15 protein-coding genes are annotated in these 16,589 nt (G+C 73.7%); 11 read left to right on the top strand and 4 right to left on the bottom strand.

From position 1 onward, the window contains the following. Positions 1-202: 202 nt before the first annotated feature. From BS80_RS33240 to BS80_RS33215, 6 genes are read left to right on the top strand one after another with little or no spacing between them, the layout of a single operon-like run. The gene (locus BS80_RS33240; RefSeq protein ID WP_035805088.1) at positions 203-1,003 is read left to right on the top strand and encodes a glycosyltransferase family 2 protein; all 801 of its coding nucleotides are present in this window, start codon (positions 203-205) and stop codon (positions 1,001-1,003) included. Next, positions 1,000-2,337, top strand: a complete 1,338-nt coding sequence (locus BS80_RS33235; RefSeq protein WP_083975630.1) for a glycosyltransferase family 2 protein — start codon at positions 1,000-1,002, stop codon at positions 2,335-2,337. The genes BS80_RS33240 and BS80_RS33235 overlap by 4 nt, the downstream gene beginning before the upstream one ends. 7 nt (positions 2,338-2,344) lie before the next feature. After that, positions 2,345-3,667: a polysaccharide biosynthesis protein gene (locus tag BS80_RS33230; RefSeq protein ID WP_051967534.1), complete on the top strand. Its 1,323-nt coding sequence runs from the start codon at positions 2,345-2,347 to the stop codon at positions 3,665-3,667. Next, positions 3,664-6,354, top strand: a complete 2,691-nt coding sequence (locus BS80_RS42160; protein WP_051967533.1) for a glycosyltransferase family 2 protein — start codon at positions 3,664-3,666, stop codon at positions 6,352-6,354. Before BS80_RS33230 ends, BS80_RS42160 begins: the two co-directional genes overlap by 4 nt. Beyond that, complete coding sequence (locus tag BS80_RS33220) at positions 6,351-6,695, top strand: hypothetical protein (protein WP_035805087.1); 345 nt, start codon at positions 6,351-6,353, stop codon at positions 6,693-6,695. Before BS80_RS42160 ends, BS80_RS33220 begins: the two co-directional genes overlap by 4 nt. Continuing rightward, on the top strand, positions 6,692-7,510 hold the full coding sequence (locus BS80_RS33215) for a polysaccharide deacetylase family protein (RefSeq protein ID WP_035805085.1): 819 nt from the start codon (positions 6,692-6,694) through the stop codon (positions 7,508-7,510). The genes BS80_RS33220 and BS80_RS33215 overlap by 4 nt, the downstream gene beginning before the upstream one ends. 13 nt (positions 7,511-7,523) lie before the next feature. On the opposite strand, the gene BS80_RS33210 is transcribed toward BS80_RS33215, so the two are convergent. Both BS80_RS33210 and BS80_RS33205 read right to left on the bottom strand, forming a co-directional pair. Continuing rightward, entirely contained in the window at positions 7,524-8,387 is an 864-nt protein-coding gene (locus BS80_RS33210) for a glycoside hydrolase family 16 protein (RefSeq protein WP_035805083.1), read from the bottom strand. Position 8,388: 1 nt separating this feature from the next. After that, positions 8,389-9,612 (bottom strand): NAD(P)-binding domain-containing protein, encoded by a 1,224-nt coding sequence (locus tag BS80_RS33205; RefSeq protein WP_035805081.1) that lies wholly within the window; start codon positions 9,610-9,612, stop codon positions 8,389-8,391. A 157-nt stretch (positions 9,613-9,769) separates the two neighbouring features. Between BS80_RS33205 and BS80_RS33200 the strand changes: the two genes are divergently transcribed. Both BS80_RS33200 and BS80_RS33195 read left to right on the top strand, forming a co-directional pair. After that, on the top strand, positions 9,770-10,999 hold the full coding sequence (locus tag BS80_RS33200) for a carboxylate--amine ligase (RefSeq protein WP_051967532.1): 1,230 nt from the start codon (positions 9,770-9,772) through the stop codon (positions 10,997-10,999). Between the two features lie 98 nt (positions 11,000-11,097). Further along, complete coding sequence (locus tag BS80_RS33195; RefSeq protein WP_035805077.1) at positions 11,098-11,961, top strand: S1 family peptidase; 864 nt, start codon at positions 11,098-11,100, stop codon at positions 11,959-11,961. A gap of 56 nt (positions 11,962-12,017) precedes the next feature. On the opposite strand, the gene BS80_RS33190 is transcribed toward BS80_RS33195, so the two are convergent. After that, positions 12,018-13,064, bottom strand: coding sequence for an alpha/beta hydrolase (locus tag BS80_RS33190; RefSeq protein ID WP_157536739.1), 1,047 nt, complete (start codon positions 13,062-13,064; stop codon positions 12,018-12,020). A 269-nt stretch (positions 13,065-13,333) separates the two neighbouring features. Beyond that, positions 13,334-13,939: a TetR/AcrR family transcriptional regulator gene (locus tag BS80_RS33185; RefSeq protein WP_035805076.1), complete on the bottom strand. Its 606-nt coding sequence runs from the start codon at positions 13,937-13,939 to the stop codon at positions 13,334-13,336. Between the two features lie 143 nt (positions 13,940-14,082). On the opposite strand from BS80_RS33185, the gene BS80_RS33180 reads away from it, so the two are divergent. From BS80_RS33180 to BS80_RS33170, 3 genes are read left to right on the top strand one after another with little or no spacing between them, the layout of a single operon-like run. Continuing rightward, positions 14,083-14,838 (top strand): SDR family oxidoreductase, encoded by a 756-nt coding sequence (locus BS80_RS33180; RefSeq protein WP_035805073.1) that lies wholly within the window; start codon positions 14,083-14,085, stop codon positions 14,836-14,838. Next, positions 14,835-15,617: an SDR family oxidoreductase gene (locus BS80_RS33175; protein ID WP_035805072.1), complete on the top strand. Its 783-nt coding sequence runs from the start codon at positions 14,835-14,837 to the stop codon at positions 15,615-15,617. Before BS80_RS33180 ends, BS80_RS33175 begins: the two co-directional genes overlap by 4 nt. Continuing rightward, complete coding sequence (locus BS80_RS33170; RefSeq protein WP_035805070.1) at positions 15,614-16,570, top strand: NADPH:quinone oxidoreductase family protein; 957 nt, start codon at positions 15,614-15,616, stop codon at positions 16,568-16,570. Before BS80_RS33175 ends, BS80_RS33170 begins: the two co-directional genes overlap by 4 nt. Positions 16,571-16,589: the final 19 nt, after the last annotated feature.

Below are 16,589 nucleotides of genomic sequence, written 5' to 3'. Positions count from 1 at the left end.
CGTCAGAGAAGCGGGCGGCACGCCTCACGCCCCCGACGCGCGAGAGCTGCTCACCGCACCCGCGGTGCCGCCGCCCCCTTCTCGGCCCTTTCAACGGGTCCCCGCCTGTGACTGCGGCGGGTTCAGCCCCGTTTCCGCCAGGGCACGCCCCGGCTGTTCTTCGCCCGGGCCCTGCCCCATTGCCTCCGAGAGGCAGACCGCAATGAGTACCACCCTGCCCGAAAGCACCCCGGCCCGCCGAGCCGACGACCGGCTGTTGCGCCGCGCCGGCGACCGGGCCCGTACCCGGCACACCGTCAGCCTGGTCGTCCCGGCCCGCGACGAGGCGCGCAACATCCCCTGGGTCTTCGAACAGATCCCCCGCTGCGTGGACGAGGTCGTCCTGGTCGACGGCGAATCCCGGGACGCCACCCTGCGGATGGCCACCCACTGCCTGCCGGCCGTCCGTACCGTGCGCCAACGCGGCCACGGCAAGGGCAGCGCGTTGCGCACCGGGTTCGAGGCCGCCACCGGCGAGTACATCGTGATGATCGACGCCGACGGCTCGATGTCGCCCGGCGAGATCCCGCACTACCTGCACTTCCTCGACCACGGCTACGACTTCGTCAAGGGCTCGCGCTACCTGGCCGGCGGCGGCTCGCTCGACCTCACGGTCGTGCGCAGCCTCGGCAACCGCGCACTGCTCGCGGTCGTCAACCGACTCTACGGCGCCCGGCTCACCGATCTCTGCTACGGCTACTGCGCCTTCCGGCGCAGCTTCCTGGAGACCCTGGACCTGCGCTCCACCGGCTTCGAGATCGAGGCCGAGATGGTCGCGCACGCGCTGCGCTCGGGCCTTCGCCTCGCCGAGGTCCCGAGCCTCGAACTCCCCCGCCGCAACGGGCAATCCCACCTGCATGCGGTTTCCGACGGCCGACGGGTACTGCGGACCCTCATCGCCGAGCGCCCCCCGCGCAAGGACGGCGCCCGGCCCGCACAGACGAAGGCCGTGGGGGAGCGATGAACGGCTCCGACCGGCGCACCGACGCGGCCTGTCCCCGCCTTGCCGCCCGCGACTCGCTCTACACCCCCGTCCACGTCGTCGAGCTCGAGCTGGACGACCCCGGTGAGCTTCGCTCGCCCGGCGGCCAAGGGCCGACCGACCCGGACGGACGCGTGTTGGCGTTGGTGCGGCTGCACGGACACCCGCTCGGGCTGGTCCGCGCCAGCGGTGCGCCCGGCGATCGCGCCGGACTGCGCCGGGCGCTGGTCGACGCCGCCCATCGCGACCTTGCGTTCACCCCCACGCACACCAGCACCACCAGCTCCCCAGCCACCGCGACGCCCGAGGCGCGCCCCTGTCGGGCGGGCAGCGCCCGGGCGCCGGCGGACGCTCTGCGGGTCAGCGTCATCGTCGCCACCCACAACCGCGCGGGCCAGCTGCGACAGTGTCTCGACTCCCTGCTGCGGAACGGCTATCCGCAGCTGGAGTTGATCGTCGTGGACAACGCCCCGTCGAGCGACGAAGCGAGGACGCTGATCCGTGAGCGCTACGCCGGCCGGGTCCGCTACCTGCGCGAGCCGGTGGCGGGCCTGGCCAGGGCGCACAACACGGGTCTGGCCGCCGCGCACGGCGAGGTCTGCGCCTTCACCGACGACGACACCCTCGCCGACCCCGGCTGGGTGGCCGCGCTGGCCGCCGCCTTCGCCGACGACCAGCGCGCCGGCTGCGTGACCGGGCTGATCCTGCCCGCCGAACTCGACACCCCCGCGCAGGTCGCGCTGGAGCTGCACGGCGGCTTCGCCAAGGGCTTCACGCCACGCAGCTGGTCGCTGCGCGAGCCGCCGGCCGACCCGCTCTTCCCCTTCGCCGCAGGGCAGTTCGGCTCCGGCGCGAACATGGCCTTCCGCACCGCCGCGCTGCGCCGGCTCGGCGGCTTCGACCCGGCGATGGGCACCGGCACCCCGGCCCGCGGCGGCGACGACCTGCTGGCCTTCTTCCGGGTGCTGGCCGCCGGCTACACGCTGGCCTACCAGCCTGAGGCGGTCATCTGGCACCGCCACCGCCGCACCCCCGAGGCGGTTCCGGCCCAGGCCTTCGGCTACGGCGCCGGGTTCGGCGCCTTCCTGGCCGCCGCGCTGGCCCACGAACCCGCGATGCTCCCCGAGTTGCTGCGCCGGCTGCCGCAGGGCGTCGGCCACGCCGCGCGGCGCTCCCACCGCGACACCGGCGCGCCGGTCCACAGCGGCCCGGACCTCGGCCACCTGGAGCTGCGCGGCCTGCTGTACGGGCCGCTCGGCTACCTGCGCAGCCGGGTCCAGGCGCACCGGGTCCGCTCGCACCGGCACGGGGAGTGAACCGGCCATGTCCACCCGCATCGCGCCGGCGCCCTCGCTCGCCACCCACTCCTACGCCGAACTGCTGAGAGCGCGGCTGCGGTCGGCCGTGGCCAGCGAACCGGTGCTGCACAACGGCCATCTGCTGACCCTCAGTTCGCTGCTCACCGCGTCGCTCGGAGCGTTCTTCTGGCTGCTCGCGACCTCCTGGTACAGCGTGCGGGACGTCGGCCTCGGCTACGCGGTGCTGGCCGCGGCCACCCTGCTGGCCGGGATCGGGCAGCTGAACCTCAACGACGTACTGGTCCGCTTCGTCCCCTCCGCCGGACTGCACACCCGCCGCCTGGTGTTGCGCTGCTACGCGGCGGCGATCGCCGCCAGCGCGCTGGCCGCGCTGCTCTTCCTGCTGCTGGTGCCCCGGCTCACCCCCAACCTGGCCTTCCTGCGCAGCCCGCTCTACGCCGCCGGCTTCGTCGCCGCGACGGCCGGCTACGCGGTCTTCGTCCTCCAGGACGGCGGCCTCACCGGCCTGCGCCGGCCCGGCTGGGTGCTCGGCGAGAACGCGCTCTTCGCCGTGGTGAAGACGCTGATGCTGGCGCTCTTCGCCTACGCGGCGCTGGGCTCGGGCATCCTGCTCTCCTGGGCGGGCGCGCTGGCCGTCTCGCTGGCCGTCACCACCACCTACCTGCTGCGCCGGGCGGTGCCCGCGCACCAGCGCCGGGCCCCCGCGGCGGCGCCGCCGCCCGGACTGCTGGGCTACGCGGCGGCCGACTACGCCGGCTTCCTGTTCCGGCTGGCCGCCTACAACCTGGTGCCGCTGCTGGTCCTGGACCGGCTCGGCCCCGACCAGAACGCCTACTTCTCGCTGGCCTGGGTGATCGCCTACACGCTCTTCCTGGCCACCCACAACATGGGCAGCTCGCTGATCGTCGAGTCGGCCGGCAACCCGGCCCGGCTGGCCGAGCACACCCGTACCGTCCTGCGGCACAGCGGCACGCTGATCGCGATCGGCGCCGCCCTGGTGGTGGCCGTCGCCCCCTGGCTGCTGCGGCTCTTCGGCCCCGGCTACGCCGCCGCGGGCACCGCGCCGGTGCGGCTGCTGGCGCTGGCCGCGCTGCCCAACCTGGTGCTGGGCGTGGCCGTCGACGTGGCCCGGGCCCAGCGGCGGCTGCGCCGGGTGGTCGGACTGCAGGCCGCGCTCTGCGCCCTGGTGCTCGGCCTGACCCTGCTGCTGCTGCCCTCGATGGGCCTGACCGGCGTCGGCCTGGCCTGGCTGATCGCCGAGTGCGTGATCGCCGTGCCGCTGCTGATCACCCTCCCGCGCTGGACATCCGACGGAGCGTCCTCATGACCACGATCCCGCGCACCGCGGTGCTGCCCAGCCTCTCCGTGGTGATCTGCGCCTACACCACCGAGCGCTGGGAGGACCTGAGCGCGGCCGTCGCCTCGGTCCGCTCCCAGCGCCATCCGGCCGACGAGATCCTGTTGGTGATCGACCACTGCCCTGAGCTCGCCGCGCGGGCCCGGGCCGAACTGGACGGCCTGCGGGTGATCCCCAACCGGCAGCGCCAGGGCCTCTCCGGCGCCCGCAACACCGGTGTGGAGGAGGCGGGTTGCGAGGTCGTCGCGTTCCTGGACGACGACGCGGCGGCCGACCCGGACTGGACGGCACGGCTGCTGGCCGGCTACCTGGACCCGCGCGTGCTCGGCGTCGGCGGCCTGGTCCGCCCCTGGTGGGAGACCGGCCGACCGGCCTGGTTTCCCAGGGAGTTCGACTGGGTGGTCGGCTGCTCCTACCGAGGACTGCCCGAACAGTCCGCACAGATACGGAACTTCATCGGCGCGAACATGTCCTTCCGGCGGGCCGAGATGGTCGGCGCCGGCGGCTTCCGGACCGACCTCGGCCGGGTCGGCACCCGTCCGCTGGGCTGCGAGGAGACCGAGCTCTGCCTGCGGATGGCCGCGCGCAACCCGGGCTCGGTGCTGCGCTACGAACCGTCCGCCGCCGTCCGCCACCACGTGCCGCCGGCCCGCACCACCTGGTCGTACTTCCGGGCCCGCTGCTATGCCGAGGGCCTGTCCAAGGCGGCGGTGGCGCGGTACGCGGGCAGCGGTCCGGCGCTCGCCAGTGAGCGCGGCTACCTGCGCTCCACCATCCCGAGCGCGCTGGTCAGGGGCCTGCGCCCGGGCGGCGGCGGCACCGTGCCGGCGCTCGTCACCGGTGTGGCCGCCACCGTCCTCGGCTACCTGCGCGGCCGTCTCACCGGCCGCGGATCCCTGCCGGCCCGGCTCGGACTGCCGGTGGCGCTGCTGCTGTGGCTGCTCTCGCTGCGCGGGGTGAACCTGAGCGCGATGGGCGACCTGGGCCTGGTCCGGGTGCTGCCGGTGACCTTCTGGGCCGCGCTGGCCGTGCTGGTGCTCGGCTTCGGTGCCTGCCTGACCGACCGCCGGACCCCGACCCGGCGCTACGCCGGGTACCTGGTGGGCCTGATCACGATGCTGCACGCCACCCCGGCGCTGCTCTACCCCGAACTGCGCTACAGCTGGGCCTGGAAACACGTCGCCGTCACGGACGCGCTGATGCAACACGGCACCCTGCCCAACGGCACCGGACCACTCCAGGTCTACCGCCAGTGGCCAGGCTTCTTCGTCCTCAACGAGCTGATCCTGCGCGCCACCGGCCTGAACTCCGCGCTCTCCTACGCCGCCTGGGCACCGCTGCTGACCAATCTGGCGCTGCTCGCCCCGCTGGTGCTGCTCTACCGCTCGTTCACCCGCAGCCGTCGGCTGGTCTGGGGCGGCGCCTTCCTCTTCTTCGCCTGCTCCTGGGTCGGCCAGGACTACTACTCCCCGCAGGCCTTCGCCTTCGTGTTGTACGTCTGCGTGGTCGCGGTGGTGGTCCGCCGACTGCCACGCGCCCAGGCCTCGGCCGGACGCTCGGTGGTCGGCGCGGGACGGATCAGGGGCGCGGCCGGCGGCCCGCGCACCCGCTGGGTGCTGCTGCTGATGATCCCGGTCGCCGCCATGGTCTGCGCGCACCCGCTCACCCCGCTGATGCTGGTCGGCACCCTCGTCGCGCTGGCGATCCCGCGCCGCAACCGCCGGGTGGTGCTGCCCGTCCTGCTGGGCGCGACCCTGCTCACGGCCGGCTGGGACCTCACGGTGGCCCGGCCCTACCTCAGCCAGAACCTGCACGCGGTGCTGATCGGACTCACCCAGCCGGGCTCCAACGCCACCTCCGGCGTGCTCGGCCTGGCCGGCGCCTCGCCGGGCCAGGTCATGGTGGCCTGGACGGACCGCGGACTGACGGCCCTGGTGTTCGTCTTCGCGGCGGTCGCCCTGCTGCGCCGGCGCTCGCTGCGGCACACCGCGGTGCCGCTGCTGGTGCTGGCCCCGCTGCCCTGGCTGCTGGCCAACAGCTACGGCGGCGAGATGGTCTTCCGGGTCTACCTCTTCGCGCTGCCCGCCGCCGCGTTCGCCGCCGTCACCGTGCTGCTGGTCCCGCGTCGCACCCCCGCCTCGCGGCGGGCCGCGCGCCGGCCCACCGTCCGGGCGCGCCGGGTGCTGGTGCTGCCGGCCGCGCTGCTCGCCCTGCTGGCAGCCTTCTCGCTGGCGTACTACGGCAAGGAGGAGGTCAACTACTTCACCCCGTCCGAGACCACGGCCGCACAGTGGCTCTACAGCCACGCCCCGACCGGCTCGCTGGTGATGGGCGCGAACGACAACTTCCCCTACGCGTACACCGACTACGGCAGCTACGACCGGCTGTGGATGGACCAGCAGGCGCTGCCGGACCGCCAGTTGCTGGCCGCCAACCCGATCGCCGGGCTGGAGACGATGGCCTCGGGGCACGGCGGCGACACCTTCCTGATCCTGACCCGCTCGCAGCAGGCCGAACTGACCGCCACCGGCGCGCTGCCCGGGACGAACCTGTCCCGGCTGGAGAGCACGCTGGCCACCGACCCGCACTTCCCCGTCCTGGAGCGCACCGCGGACGCGGTGGTCTACCAGGTGCTCCCCGAGGGAGGGTCCCGATGACCGCCGTCCGTGTGCTGCTGGCGCTCGTGGGGCCGATCGCCCTGCTGCTGCCGGTCGCCGCCCCGCTGCGGATCCTGCTGGTGCTGGCCGCGCTGCTCACCGTGCCCGGCGTGGAACTCGTGCGGCGCCTGGCGCCCGAGCAGGGCCCCGGCGGGCGCGACCGCAGCGGCGGACGGCTGCGGGCCGTGGTGCTCACCGTCGCGGTGAGCCTGGGCTTCGCCGCCGTCACCGGCACCGCGCTGATGCTCGCCGGAGCGTTCACGCCCGTGCGGGTGCTGCTGACCGCCGCGCTGGCGGCCGTTCTGTTGGCCCTGCTGCCGGGCCGGAGGGCCGCGCCATGACCGCGGTCCCGGTTTTCCTGTACCACTCGGTGAGCGACGACCCGCCGGCCTGGATCGCGCCCTTCACGGTCCCCCCGAAGGTTTTCGCCGAGCAGCTGGAGCGGATCGCCGACGCCGGACTGACCGTGGTGCCGCTGCGCCGCCTGGTCGCGGCGCTGCGCGGTGGCCCCGCGCTGCCCGCCCGCGCGGCCGTGCTCACCTTCGACGACGGCTTCGCCGACTTCTACTGGAAGGTCGCGCCGCTGCTCACCGAACGCAACCTGCCCGCCACCCTCTACGTCACCAACGGCGCGCTGCACGTGCCCGGCGACGAGCCGGACGGGAGCCTGCTGCCGCCGGCGCCGATGCTGAACTGGCGTCAGGTGGTCACCCTGGACGCGCTCGGCTTCGAGATCGGCGGCCACACCCAGACCCACCCGCAGCTGGACACCCTGCCGCGCCGCAAGCTCTGCACCGAGATCAAGCTCAGCAAGCTGCGTCTGGAGGAGGTGCTCGACCACCCGGTGACGTCCTTCGCCTACCCGCACGGCTACTCCAGCCTCACGGTGCGCCGGATGGTCCGCGACGCGGGCTGGACCTCGGCGACGGCGGTGGCCAACGCGTTCAGCTCCGGCTCCGACGACCCGTTCCGGATCGCCCGCCTGATGGTGCGCTCGGACACGCCCGCCGAACTCTTCGACGCCTGGACGCGCGGCGCCGGCGCGCCGGTCGCGCCGTTCCGCGAGCAGCTGCGCACCACCGGGTGGCGCTACTACCGCCGGGCCCGCGCGGCGCTCGGCCGCCCGGTCGGCGGTCCGCCGGTCCTCGACGCGTGACCGGGCGCACTGCTCAGTGCTGCCAGACCTGGACCCGGTCCACCAGCATCTGCGCCGAGTCCACCCCGGCGGGCGGCGCGGCGGGGAAGCCCACCGCGAGCGTCAGCAGTACCTCCATCGGCACGGTGGGGATCTTGGACCGGTCGGTGATCTGGAACCGCTGGACGCCGTCGACGTACCAGGTGACCGAGGCCGGCTCCCAGTCCACCGCGAAGTCGTGGAAGCCGGCGGGGAGGTCGATCGGGCCGTAGCGGGTGGCCTGCGCCATGTCCTGGCCGTTCGGCCCGGGCCAGTGCAGGGTCAGCTGGATGCTCTGCGATCCGGCGATCTCCTCGGCGACGTCGATCTCCGGTGGGGTGGAGCGGGACGCCGGCATCAGCCAGAAGGCGCCGAACATCCCGCTCTGGGCCGGGAAGCGGACGGCGGCCTCGAAGTAGCCGTACGTGAAGGTGTGCCGCGGCGCCGCGTCCCAGGAGTCGCGGCCGGTGGAGACCATGCCGGAGGTCCACGGATAGCTCCGGCCGTCGGTGCCCTGGGTGGTGCGGCGCTCGGCGGTCAGCGTCAGATGGCCGCCGCCGACGGTCACCTGACCGGGCAGGTACCACTGTTGCTCGTTGTTCCCGCTGTTGGTGCAGCCGCCCAGGTTCCAGTCGTAACACGTCGTCCAGCGACCAGAGTTGAGGGAGTCACCGGTGAACTCGTCAGCGAAGACCTGGTGCCAGGGGCCGGGCGCGGCCGGAGTCGCGTCGCTCACCGGCGCGGTCCCCGCGGGCTTCCCCGACGCCGTACCGGCCGGCGTACCGGCCGACGAGCCCGCGCAGGCCGTCAGCGCTGCCAACAGCGCGACGACGGCCGTGCGCGCGGCGCGGCCGGGCATCTCACCGCCCGCCCGAGGCGACGACCGCCGAGCTGATCCGGCGAGCGGCGAAGCCGGTCCCGCAGACGAAGCGCAGCACCGGCCCGAAGGTCGCGGCGGCGGACAGGCCGGCGAAGTACAGCCCCGGCACGGAGGACTCGAACTCCGCGGAGAGCACCGGCGCGGTGCCGGTGCGCGACAACGCCCGGCGCAGCTCCGGGTCGAGCAGCCGCAGCCGGTCGACGTCCACCCGGTAGCCGGTGGCGGAGAGCACGTGGTCGGCCTCCAGCACCTCCGGGCGGCCCTGCCCACCGCGCAGATCCAGTCGCACCGGCCCCTCGCCGTCGGCCAGCACGCGGTGCAGGGTGCGCCCGGTCAGCTGCGGGAACCGCCCGTCCACCCGGTCGCGCAGCCACCAGGCGCCGGACGGGCCCAGCACGGTGCGCACCAGCTCGGCCCGGGTGCTCTCGGGCAGGTAGCGGAAGGCCTGCGGGGCATGCGCGAAGGCCACCAGCGACCAGCCGGGACCCAGCGGCGAGGCGGGCTTGACCAGGCGCACCGGCAGCGGCCGGTCGGTGGGGCTGTCGGTGGGCGGCGGGTCGCCGAAGAGCAGCTTGCGGGTGCGGGCCACCAGGGTCGGCTCGGCGCCCGCCTCGTGCAGCAGGGCGGCGCTCTCCAGCGCCGACTGCCCCGCGCCGATCACCGCGACCCGGCGGCCGGCGAAGACCGCCAGGTCGGCGTGGTCGGCCGGGTGCGAGACGCGGCCCTCGGCCAGCAGCGGCTCCAGCGAGGGCGGCAGGTACGGGTAGGGGCCCAGACCGGTGGCCAGCACCACCCGGCGACTGCCGAAGGTCTCGCCGTTGGCCAGCGTGATGTGGAACGCGGAGCGCCGGTAGCTGATCCGCTCGACCCGTTCGCGCTCCACCTCCGGCACGCAGCGCTCCTGGAACCAGTGGCCGTAACGGATGAACTCGTCGACCGGCACCGGGTGCTGGTCCTCGCCGGACGGGCGGCCCTCCTCGGCGCGGAAGTCCTGAAGCCGGCAGTGCGCGCCCGGGTCGGCGATCGAGGAGGCGCGCGGGGTGGACTTCAGGAACATCCCGTTCGGCATCCTGGCGGACCAGCTGTCCATCGGTTCGCCGAACACCCGCAGCGGGACCTTGCGGGCCCGCAGGTGAGCGGCGGTCGCCAGCCCGTACGGGCCTGCTCCCACGACGGTGACGGGGATGTCCGGCTGCGTGCCCATATGGCGTCCTCCTCGGCTGCGGCGCCCCCGTACCAGAATGCGCCGTCCGGGGCCGCACAGCACGTCACAGCCCCCGGCGGCGGGTCGCGCGGACCTGGCGCGGCCGCCGACAATGGCAGCTGGGCCACGGCCCGGTGCCTGCCGAATCGAGGACACCATGCATATCGACGGGCCTGACCTGGACCGCACGGTCCCCGCTCTGCTGGTCAAGGTGGGCCGCTACCCGCAGCACCACGGCGGCGTCGGCGCGATCCGCACGCTCGGGAGGCGCGGTGTGCCGGTGTACGCGATGGTGGAGGACCGCTTCACGCCGGCCGCGCTCTCCCGTCGGCTGACCGGGCGTTTCGTCTGCCCCACGACCGGCCTGGAGGCGCCCGAGGCGCTGGTGGCCGCGCTGCTGCGGGTCGGCAGGGCGATCGGGCGCCCGGCGGTGGCGGTGCCGACCGACGACGAGGCGGCCGTCCTGCTGGCCGAGCACGCCGAGGAGCTCCGCGGCTGCCTCCTGCTGCCGCCGGTGCCGCCCGGGCTGCCCCGGGTGCTGGCGAGCAAGGCGGGCCTGCACCGGACCTGCCTCGCGTACGGCGTGCCGACCCCGCGCGCCTGGGCCCCGGCGGACCACGCGGAGCTGCTCGCGATCGGCCGGGAGTGGGGTTACCCGCTGATCCTGAAGAACCTGGAGGCCTGGACCCGGCTGCGGGCACCGGTGGTCGGCAACACCACGCTGGTCCGCGACGAGGCGCAGCTGCGGGCGGTGGTGCCGGACGGGCGGGCGCTCTCGCTGCTGGTGCAGGAGTACCTGCCGCCCGAGCAGTCGGAGGACTGGATCACCCACCTCTACTGCCCGGCGGACGGCGCGGCGCCGCTGGTCTTCACCGGTGTCAAGCAGCGCGCCTGGCCGCCGCAGGCCGGTGTCACCACCCGGGCGTGCGCGCTGCCCAACCGCGAGCTGGCCGCGCTGGCCGCCGGCTTCTGCGGCCGGCTGGGTTACCGGGGGAGCGCGGACCTGGACTGGCGGCTCGACCTGCGGGACGGCCGGTACAAGCTGGTCGACTTCAACCCGCGCACCGGGGCGCAGTTCCGGCTCTTCGAGAACGAGCACGGGGTGGACGTGGTGCGGGCCATGCACCTCGACCTGACCGGGCGCCCGGTCCCGGCGTCACCCCAGCGCGACCGGCGCAGCTTCGTGGTCGGGCAGCTGGACCTGCCCTCGGCGCTCTGCTGGGCCTGGCGCGAACGCCGGCTGCCGCCCGGGCTGCTGCCGGGCGCGCTGCGCGGCCGGGAGACCGAGCGGGCCTGGTTCTGTACGGACGACCCGCTGCCCGCCGCCGCCGAGGCGGTCCGCTTCAGTGGGACGGTGGCCGGGCGGATCGCTCGCGCTTTCAGTTAACTGGCGTGATTTCGCAAGGGGTTGAGTGCTGTCGGCACTCTTGACATGTCGTCATGTCCAGGCCAAGTTGGCGGGACAGACGACAAGGAGCCCCCACAGTGAAGACCTCCCTGATCGGCGCACTGGCCGCGACCCTGCTCGCCGGCACCGGTGCACTGGCCTGCGCCGCCCCCGCCCAGGCCGCCCCCACCTCACCCACCACCGCCCGCACCGCCGCCGCTCCCGCGGTGACCGTGAACTTCGCCGGAACCGTCGCGCTGAGCGACTGCTCCGGCTCGGTGGTGCGGATGCCCAACTCGGTGAGCACCGACCCCGCCCTGGTGCTCACCAACGGCCACTGTCTGGAGACCGGCATGCCCGACCCCGGGCAGGTCATCGTCAACCAGCCCTCCAGCCGCAGCTTCACGCTGCTCAGTGCCTCCGGCGGCCGGCTCGGCACGCTGCGCGCCAGCAAGGTCGTGTACTCCACCATGACCGACACCGACGTGACGCTCTACCAGCTGAACACGACCTATGCCGCGATCCAACAGCGCTACGGCATCAGCCCGTTGACCATATCCCCGGACCACCCGGTGGCGGGTGACGCGATCAAGGTGGTCTCCGGCTACTGGAAGACCACCTACTCCTGCTCCATCGACGGTTTTGTCTATCGGCTCGACGAGGGCGACTGGACCTGGAAGGACTCGGTCCGCTACACCTCCACCTGCAACACCATCGGCGGGACCTCCGGCTCCCCGGTGATCGACACCGCCACCGGGCTGCTCGTCGCGGTCAACAACACCGGCAACGAGAACGGCGAGACCTGCACGGTCGACAACCCCTGCGAGGTCGACCAGAACGGCAATGTGACGGTCCACGAGGGCACCAACTACGCCGAGGAGACCTACCTGCTGACCGCCTGCTTCGCCCCCGGCAACAAGCTCCAGCTGACCCTGCCGGGCTGCGTCCTGCCCACCCCCTGACGCGCGCCGGCCCCCGGGACGACGTCCCGGGGGCCGTGCCGGCCGTCGACGGGTCGTCAGCCGTCGCTCTGCGGGCCGGTGAGGTTCTTGGTGAGCCACTCCAGGCTCATCGGGATCAACTTGCCGAAGTCCGAGGTCAGGTGCTTGCCCCCCGGCTCCTCGTAGTACTCGACGGTGGTCGGGGCGGCTGCCTTGGCGGCCCACTTCTTCACCACGTCGACCTCGTACGCGCTGCCGCCGCCGGCGGTGGCGAGCATCCTGACGTCGGCCTTGCTGGTGGCGATCAGCTTGTCGGGGCTGTTGGCGTCGTCCTCGGCCGGGTGGCCCTTCCAGAGCGTGGAGTCCGCCTTGAAATCGCCGTCGATCGGCACGGCCGCCTTGTAGAGGTCGGGGTGCTGCATCGCCAGCTTGGCGCTGCAGTCGGCGCCGCTGGAGGCGCCCATCAGGCCCCAGCTGTCGCGGCCCTTGAGGGTGCGGAAGTTGGCGCGGACGAAGTCCGGGATGTCCTGGGACAGCCAGGTGCCCATCTTGGGCTGGCCGGGTATGTCGGAACAGTCCAGGGACCGGTGCTCGTCGCCGCTGAGGTTCTGCACCGGCATGATCATGATGAAGGGGTGAGCCTTCTGCTGCTGGACGAGCTGGGCGTCGATCTCCTGGATCGGCAGCTGGTTGTCCGTCCAGGTGTTGTAGCCATTGCTCTGGCCGCCCGCGTAGAGGGTGAGTACGGGGAAGCCGAAGGTGGCGAACTTCGGGTCGCTGTACTGCGGCGGCAGCCAGACCCAGACCTGGGCGGAGACGCCGGACTTCTTGCCGGCCAGGGTGGTCATCATGATCGGTCCGGCCTTGGTGTCACGGACCTTCTTCAGGTCGGCGGCGGGACCGGTCGGCATCACGACCTTGCCGTCCTTCGGCGGTGCGCTGCTCGCCGGGCCGGCCGGGGCGGCCGACCCGGGAACCGCCGTGCCGGCGCCGGGCTTGGCGGCGGCGGTCGGCTTGCTGCTGCTGCCGCCACCGCAGGCCGACAGGGCGGCAGACAGTGCGAGCACGGTGATGCCGGCCAGGACGGCACGGGTGCGGGTGGGCGGCGACTGCTGGGGCTGCACGTGAAACTCTCCGTTGGATATCGAGCCCGGCTGGACGGATCCGAGCGGCGGTCCCGGGGTGGGGCCACCGAGGAGGTCGCGAGCAGTGTCCCGGCGTGCCGACGGCGGGCTGCCGCCGGACGCACTCCCCCCGACCTCGGGACAGCGCACCGCTCCGGGGGGAGTGGCACGTCGTCCTCGATCTATGACGTTGTGAAGTTCCTGATAGTTTCCTGGATTCGCCTGCCCGTTCGGACCGCGACCCCCCAGCTCCGCTTCTGCGAGCGGCCTCAGGCGCCGAGCATCCTCAGCACCAGGACGCCGTAGCGCTCGCCGAGCTGCTGCGGGGTCTCGCTGCTGCGCTCGTTGTACCAGCGCGCCACGTCGATGCCGAGCGAGGTGACCGCGCGGGCCGCCGTGCGGGTCTCCGGGGTGTGGAAGACGCCGGCCGCCACCCCGTCCTCGATCACCTGCTTCACGGTGTCCTCGATCCGCCGGCGCAGCTCGGCGACCACCTCGAAGTCCTCGGCCGGCAGCGCGCGCAGCTCGTAGTTGACGATCCGGCCGACCGTGTGGCCACGGGCGTGCCAGGCGGTGAACTCCTCCACCAGCCGCCGCATCCGCAGGCGCGGGTCGTCGCTGTGCGCGGCGGCCTCCTCGACCAGGGCGAGGGTGGCGGCGTGGCCCTGTCGGCTGATCTCGGCGAGCAGCGCGGCCTTGGAGGGGTAGTGGATGTAGAGCGCGGCCGGGCTCATCCCGGCGGCCGTCGCGATGTCGCGGGTGGTGGTGGCGTGGAAACCGCGGGTGGCGAAGGCGTCGACGGCCGCGAGCAGCAGGCGCCGCGCGGCCTCGGGACGCTCCCCGGACCACAGGTCGGCATGCTGCTGGCTGGTCATGGGCGTCATCCTCGCACGGGCCGGGCGGGTGCTTGCAGGTGGTTGACAGTGTGACCCCGGGCCAACATGCTAAGCAAGCGCTTAGTTACTGACGGGTTCACCGAGCTCCCAGAGCTCACGGAGTCACAGAGTCGAGGACGGCCATGACGGATTCGTTGAAGGGGCAGGTGGCCCTGGTCACCGGAGCCAGCCGGGGGATCGGACTGGGCATCGCCCGCGAGCTGGTGGCCCGGGGCGCCAAGGTGTGCGTCACCGCGCGCAACCCCGAGCCACTGGCCGAGGCGGTCCGCGACCTGGGCGGGCCCGAGCACGCGATCGCGGTCGCGGGCAAGGCGGACGACCCGGCCCACCAGCGGGACGCGGTCGACCGGACCGTCGAGGCCTTCGGGCGCCTGGACCTGCTGGTCAACAACACCGGCATCAACCCGGTCTACGGCCCGGTGCTGGACACCGACCCGGCCGCCGCCGCCAAGATCCTGGCCGTCAACGTGCTGGGCCCGCTGGCCTGGACCCGGCTCGCGCACGCGGCCTGGATGGGCGAGCACGGTGGCGCGATCGTCAACGTCTCCTCGATCGCCGGCCTGCGCACCTCGCCCGGCATCGGCATGTACGGGGTCAGCAAGGCGGCGCTGTCCCGGCTGACCATGGAGCTGGCCGGCGAGCTCGGCCCGAACATCCGGGTCAACGCGGTGGCGCCCGCCGTGGTCAAGACCCGCTTCGCCGAGGCGCTGTACCTCGGACGCGAGGAGGAGGCGGCCGCGCCGTACCCGCTGAAGCGGCTCGGCGTCCCCGAGGACGTCGCGGGCGCGGTGGCCTTCCTGCTCTCCGCCGACGCGGCCTGGATCACCGGGCAGACCCTGGTGGTCGACGGCGGCGTCACGCTGGGCGGCGGCCTGTGACCGGGGCCCACGCCGGGCAGCGCGTGGTGGTCACCGGCGCCGGCAACGGCATAGGGGCAGCTCTGGCGGCGGCCTTCGCCGCCGAGGGCGCGCGCGTGGTGGTCAACGACCTCGACGCGGCGGCCGCCCAGCGCACCGCGCAGGCCCTCGGCGCCGTCGCCGTCCCCGGGGACGCCGCGAGCCGCGAGGGCGTCGCGGCGCTGATCGAGGCGGCTCGCGACGCGCTGGGCGGGATCGACGTCTACTGCGCCAACGCGGGCGTCGCCCCGGGCGGCGGGCCCGAGGCGCCCGAGCAACTCTGGTCCTCCGCCTGGGAGGTGAACGTGATGGCGCATGTGCGGGCCGCCGAACTGCTGCTCCCCGAGTGGCTGGAGCGCGGCAGCGGCCGCTTCGTGGCCACCGTCTCGGCCGCCGGACTGCTCACCATGCTCGGCTCGGCCCCCTACTCGGTCTCCAAGCACGCCGCGCTGGCCTTCGCCGAATGGCTCTCGGCCACCTATCGGCACCGCGGCGTCCGGGTGCACGCGCTCTGCCCGCTCGGCGTCCGGACCCAGATCCTTGAGGACGCGGGCGAGTTCGGCCAGGCACTGCTCGCGGCGGACGCCCTGGAGCCGGCCGAGGTGGCCGAAGCCGTGCTGCGCGACCTGGCCCGTGACACCTTCCTGATCCTGCCGCACCCCGAGGTCGCCGGCTTCTACGCCGGGCGGGCCGCCGACCCGGACCGCTGGCTCGGCGCGATGAACCACCTTCAGCAGAAGATCGTCAAGGAGGGCGCGTGAAGGCCTGGCAGGTGGGCGAGTTGGGGATGCCGCGGGACGTCATGCGGCTGGTCGAGGACGTCCCGCAGCCGGTGCCCGGGCCGGGACAGCTGCTGGTGAAGGTCCGGGCGGCGGCGGTGAACTTCCCGGACGCGCTGATGTGCCTGGGGATGTACCAGATCAAGCCGCCGCTGCCGTTCATCCCCGGTGTCGAGCTCTGCGGTGAACTCCCTGATGGGGAACGGGTGATCGGCAATCCGGTGCTGCCCGGCGGCGCCTTCGCCGAGTACGCCCTGCTGGACGCCGGGTCGGTCTTCGCGGCTCCGCCGGCACTGGACGACGCCGAGGCGGCCGCGCTGCACATCGGCTACCAGACCGCCTGGTTCGCCCTGCACCGGCGCGCCGCGCTGCGCCCGGGGGAGACCCTGCTGGTGCACGCGGCGGCCGGCGGCGTCGGCAGCGCCGCCGTCCAGCTGGGCAAGGCGGCCGGTGCGACGGTGATCGGCGTGGTCGGCGGCGCCGAGAAGGCGGCGGTGGCCCGGGAGTTGGGCGCCGACCTGGTGATCGACCGGAAGAGCGAGGACTTCGTCGCGGCGGTCAAGCAGGCCACCGGCGGGCGCGGCGCGGACGTGGTCTTCGACCCGGTGGGCGGCGACGCCTACGCCGGATCGACCCGCTGCGTCGCCTTCGAGGGCCGGATCGTGGTCATCGGCTTCGCCAGCGGCACCATCCCGGCGCCCTCGCTGGGCCACGCATTGGTGAAGAACTACTCGGTTCTGGGCCTGCATTGGGGCCTCTACGCGAGCAAGGACCCGCAGGCGGTGCGCGCCGTCCACGAGGAACTCGGCAAGCTCGCTGACCAGGGCGTGGTGCGCCCGCTGGTGAGCGAGCGGCTGCCGTTCCATCAGGCGGCGGACGGCGTCCAGCGGGTCGCCGAGGGCAGCACGACCGGCCGTGTGGTGATCCTGACCTGAGTCCGGTCCGACGGCGTGA

The sequence above is a fragment of the Kitasatospora mediocidica KCTC 9733 genome (assembly GCF_000744225.1).
Lineage (GTDB): Bacteria > Actinomycetota > Actinomycetes > Streptomycetales > Streptomycetaceae > Kitasatospora > Kitasatospora mediocidica.
The sequence above is the reverse complement of the archived record's forward strand: the minus strand, read 5'-3'. Positions and strand labels throughout refer to the sequence as shown.

What these genes read in the sequence shown, in the direction of transcription:
- BS80_RS33240 (WP_035805088.1), top strand. Translation starts at nt 203, where the DNA reads ATGAGTACCACCCTGCCCGAAAGCACCCCGGCCCGCCGAGCCGACGAC.
- BS80_RS33235 (WP_083975630.1), top strand. Translation starts at nt 1,000, where the DNA reads ATGAACGGCTCCGACCGGCGCACCGACGCGGCCTGTCCCCGCCTTGCC.
- BS80_RS33230 (WP_051967534.1), top strand. Translation starts at nt 2,345, where the DNA reads ATGTCCACCCGCATCGCGCCGGCGCCCTCGCTCGCCACCCACTCCTAC.
- BS80_RS42160 (WP_051967533.1), top strand. Translation starts at nt 3,664, where the DNA reads ATGACCACGATCCCGCGCACCGCGGTGCTGCCCAGCCTCTCCGTGGTG.
- BS80_RS33220 (WP_035805087.1), top strand. Translation starts at nt 6,351, where the DNA reads ATGACCGCCGTCCGTGTGCTGCTGGCGCTCGTGGGGCCGATCGCCCTG.
- BS80_RS33215 (WP_035805085.1), top strand. Translation starts at nt 6,692, where the DNA reads ATGACCGCGGTCCCGGTTTTCCTGTACCACTCGGTGAGCGACGACCCG.
- BS80_RS33210 (WP_035805083.1), bottom strand. Translation starts at nt 8,387, where the DNA reads ATGCCCGGCCGCGCCGCGCGCACGGCCGTCGTCGCGCTGTTGGCAGCG.
- BS80_RS33205 (WP_035805081.1), bottom strand. Translation starts at nt 9,612, where the DNA reads ATGGGCACGCAGCCGGACATCCCCGTCACCGTCGTGGGAGCAGGCCCG.
- BS80_RS33200 (WP_051967532.1), top strand. Translation starts at nt 9,770, where the DNA reads ATGCATATCGACGGGCCTGACCTGGACCGCACGGTCCCCGCTCTGCTG.
- BS80_RS33185 (WP_035805076.1), bottom strand. Translation starts at nt 13,939, where the DNA reads ATGACCAGCCAGCAGCATGCCGACCTGTGGTCCGGGGAGCGTCCCGAG.
- BS80_RS33180 (WP_035805073.1), top strand. Translation starts at nt 14,083, where the DNA reads ATGACGGATTCGTTGAAGGGGCAGGTGGCCCTGGTCACCGGAGCCAGC.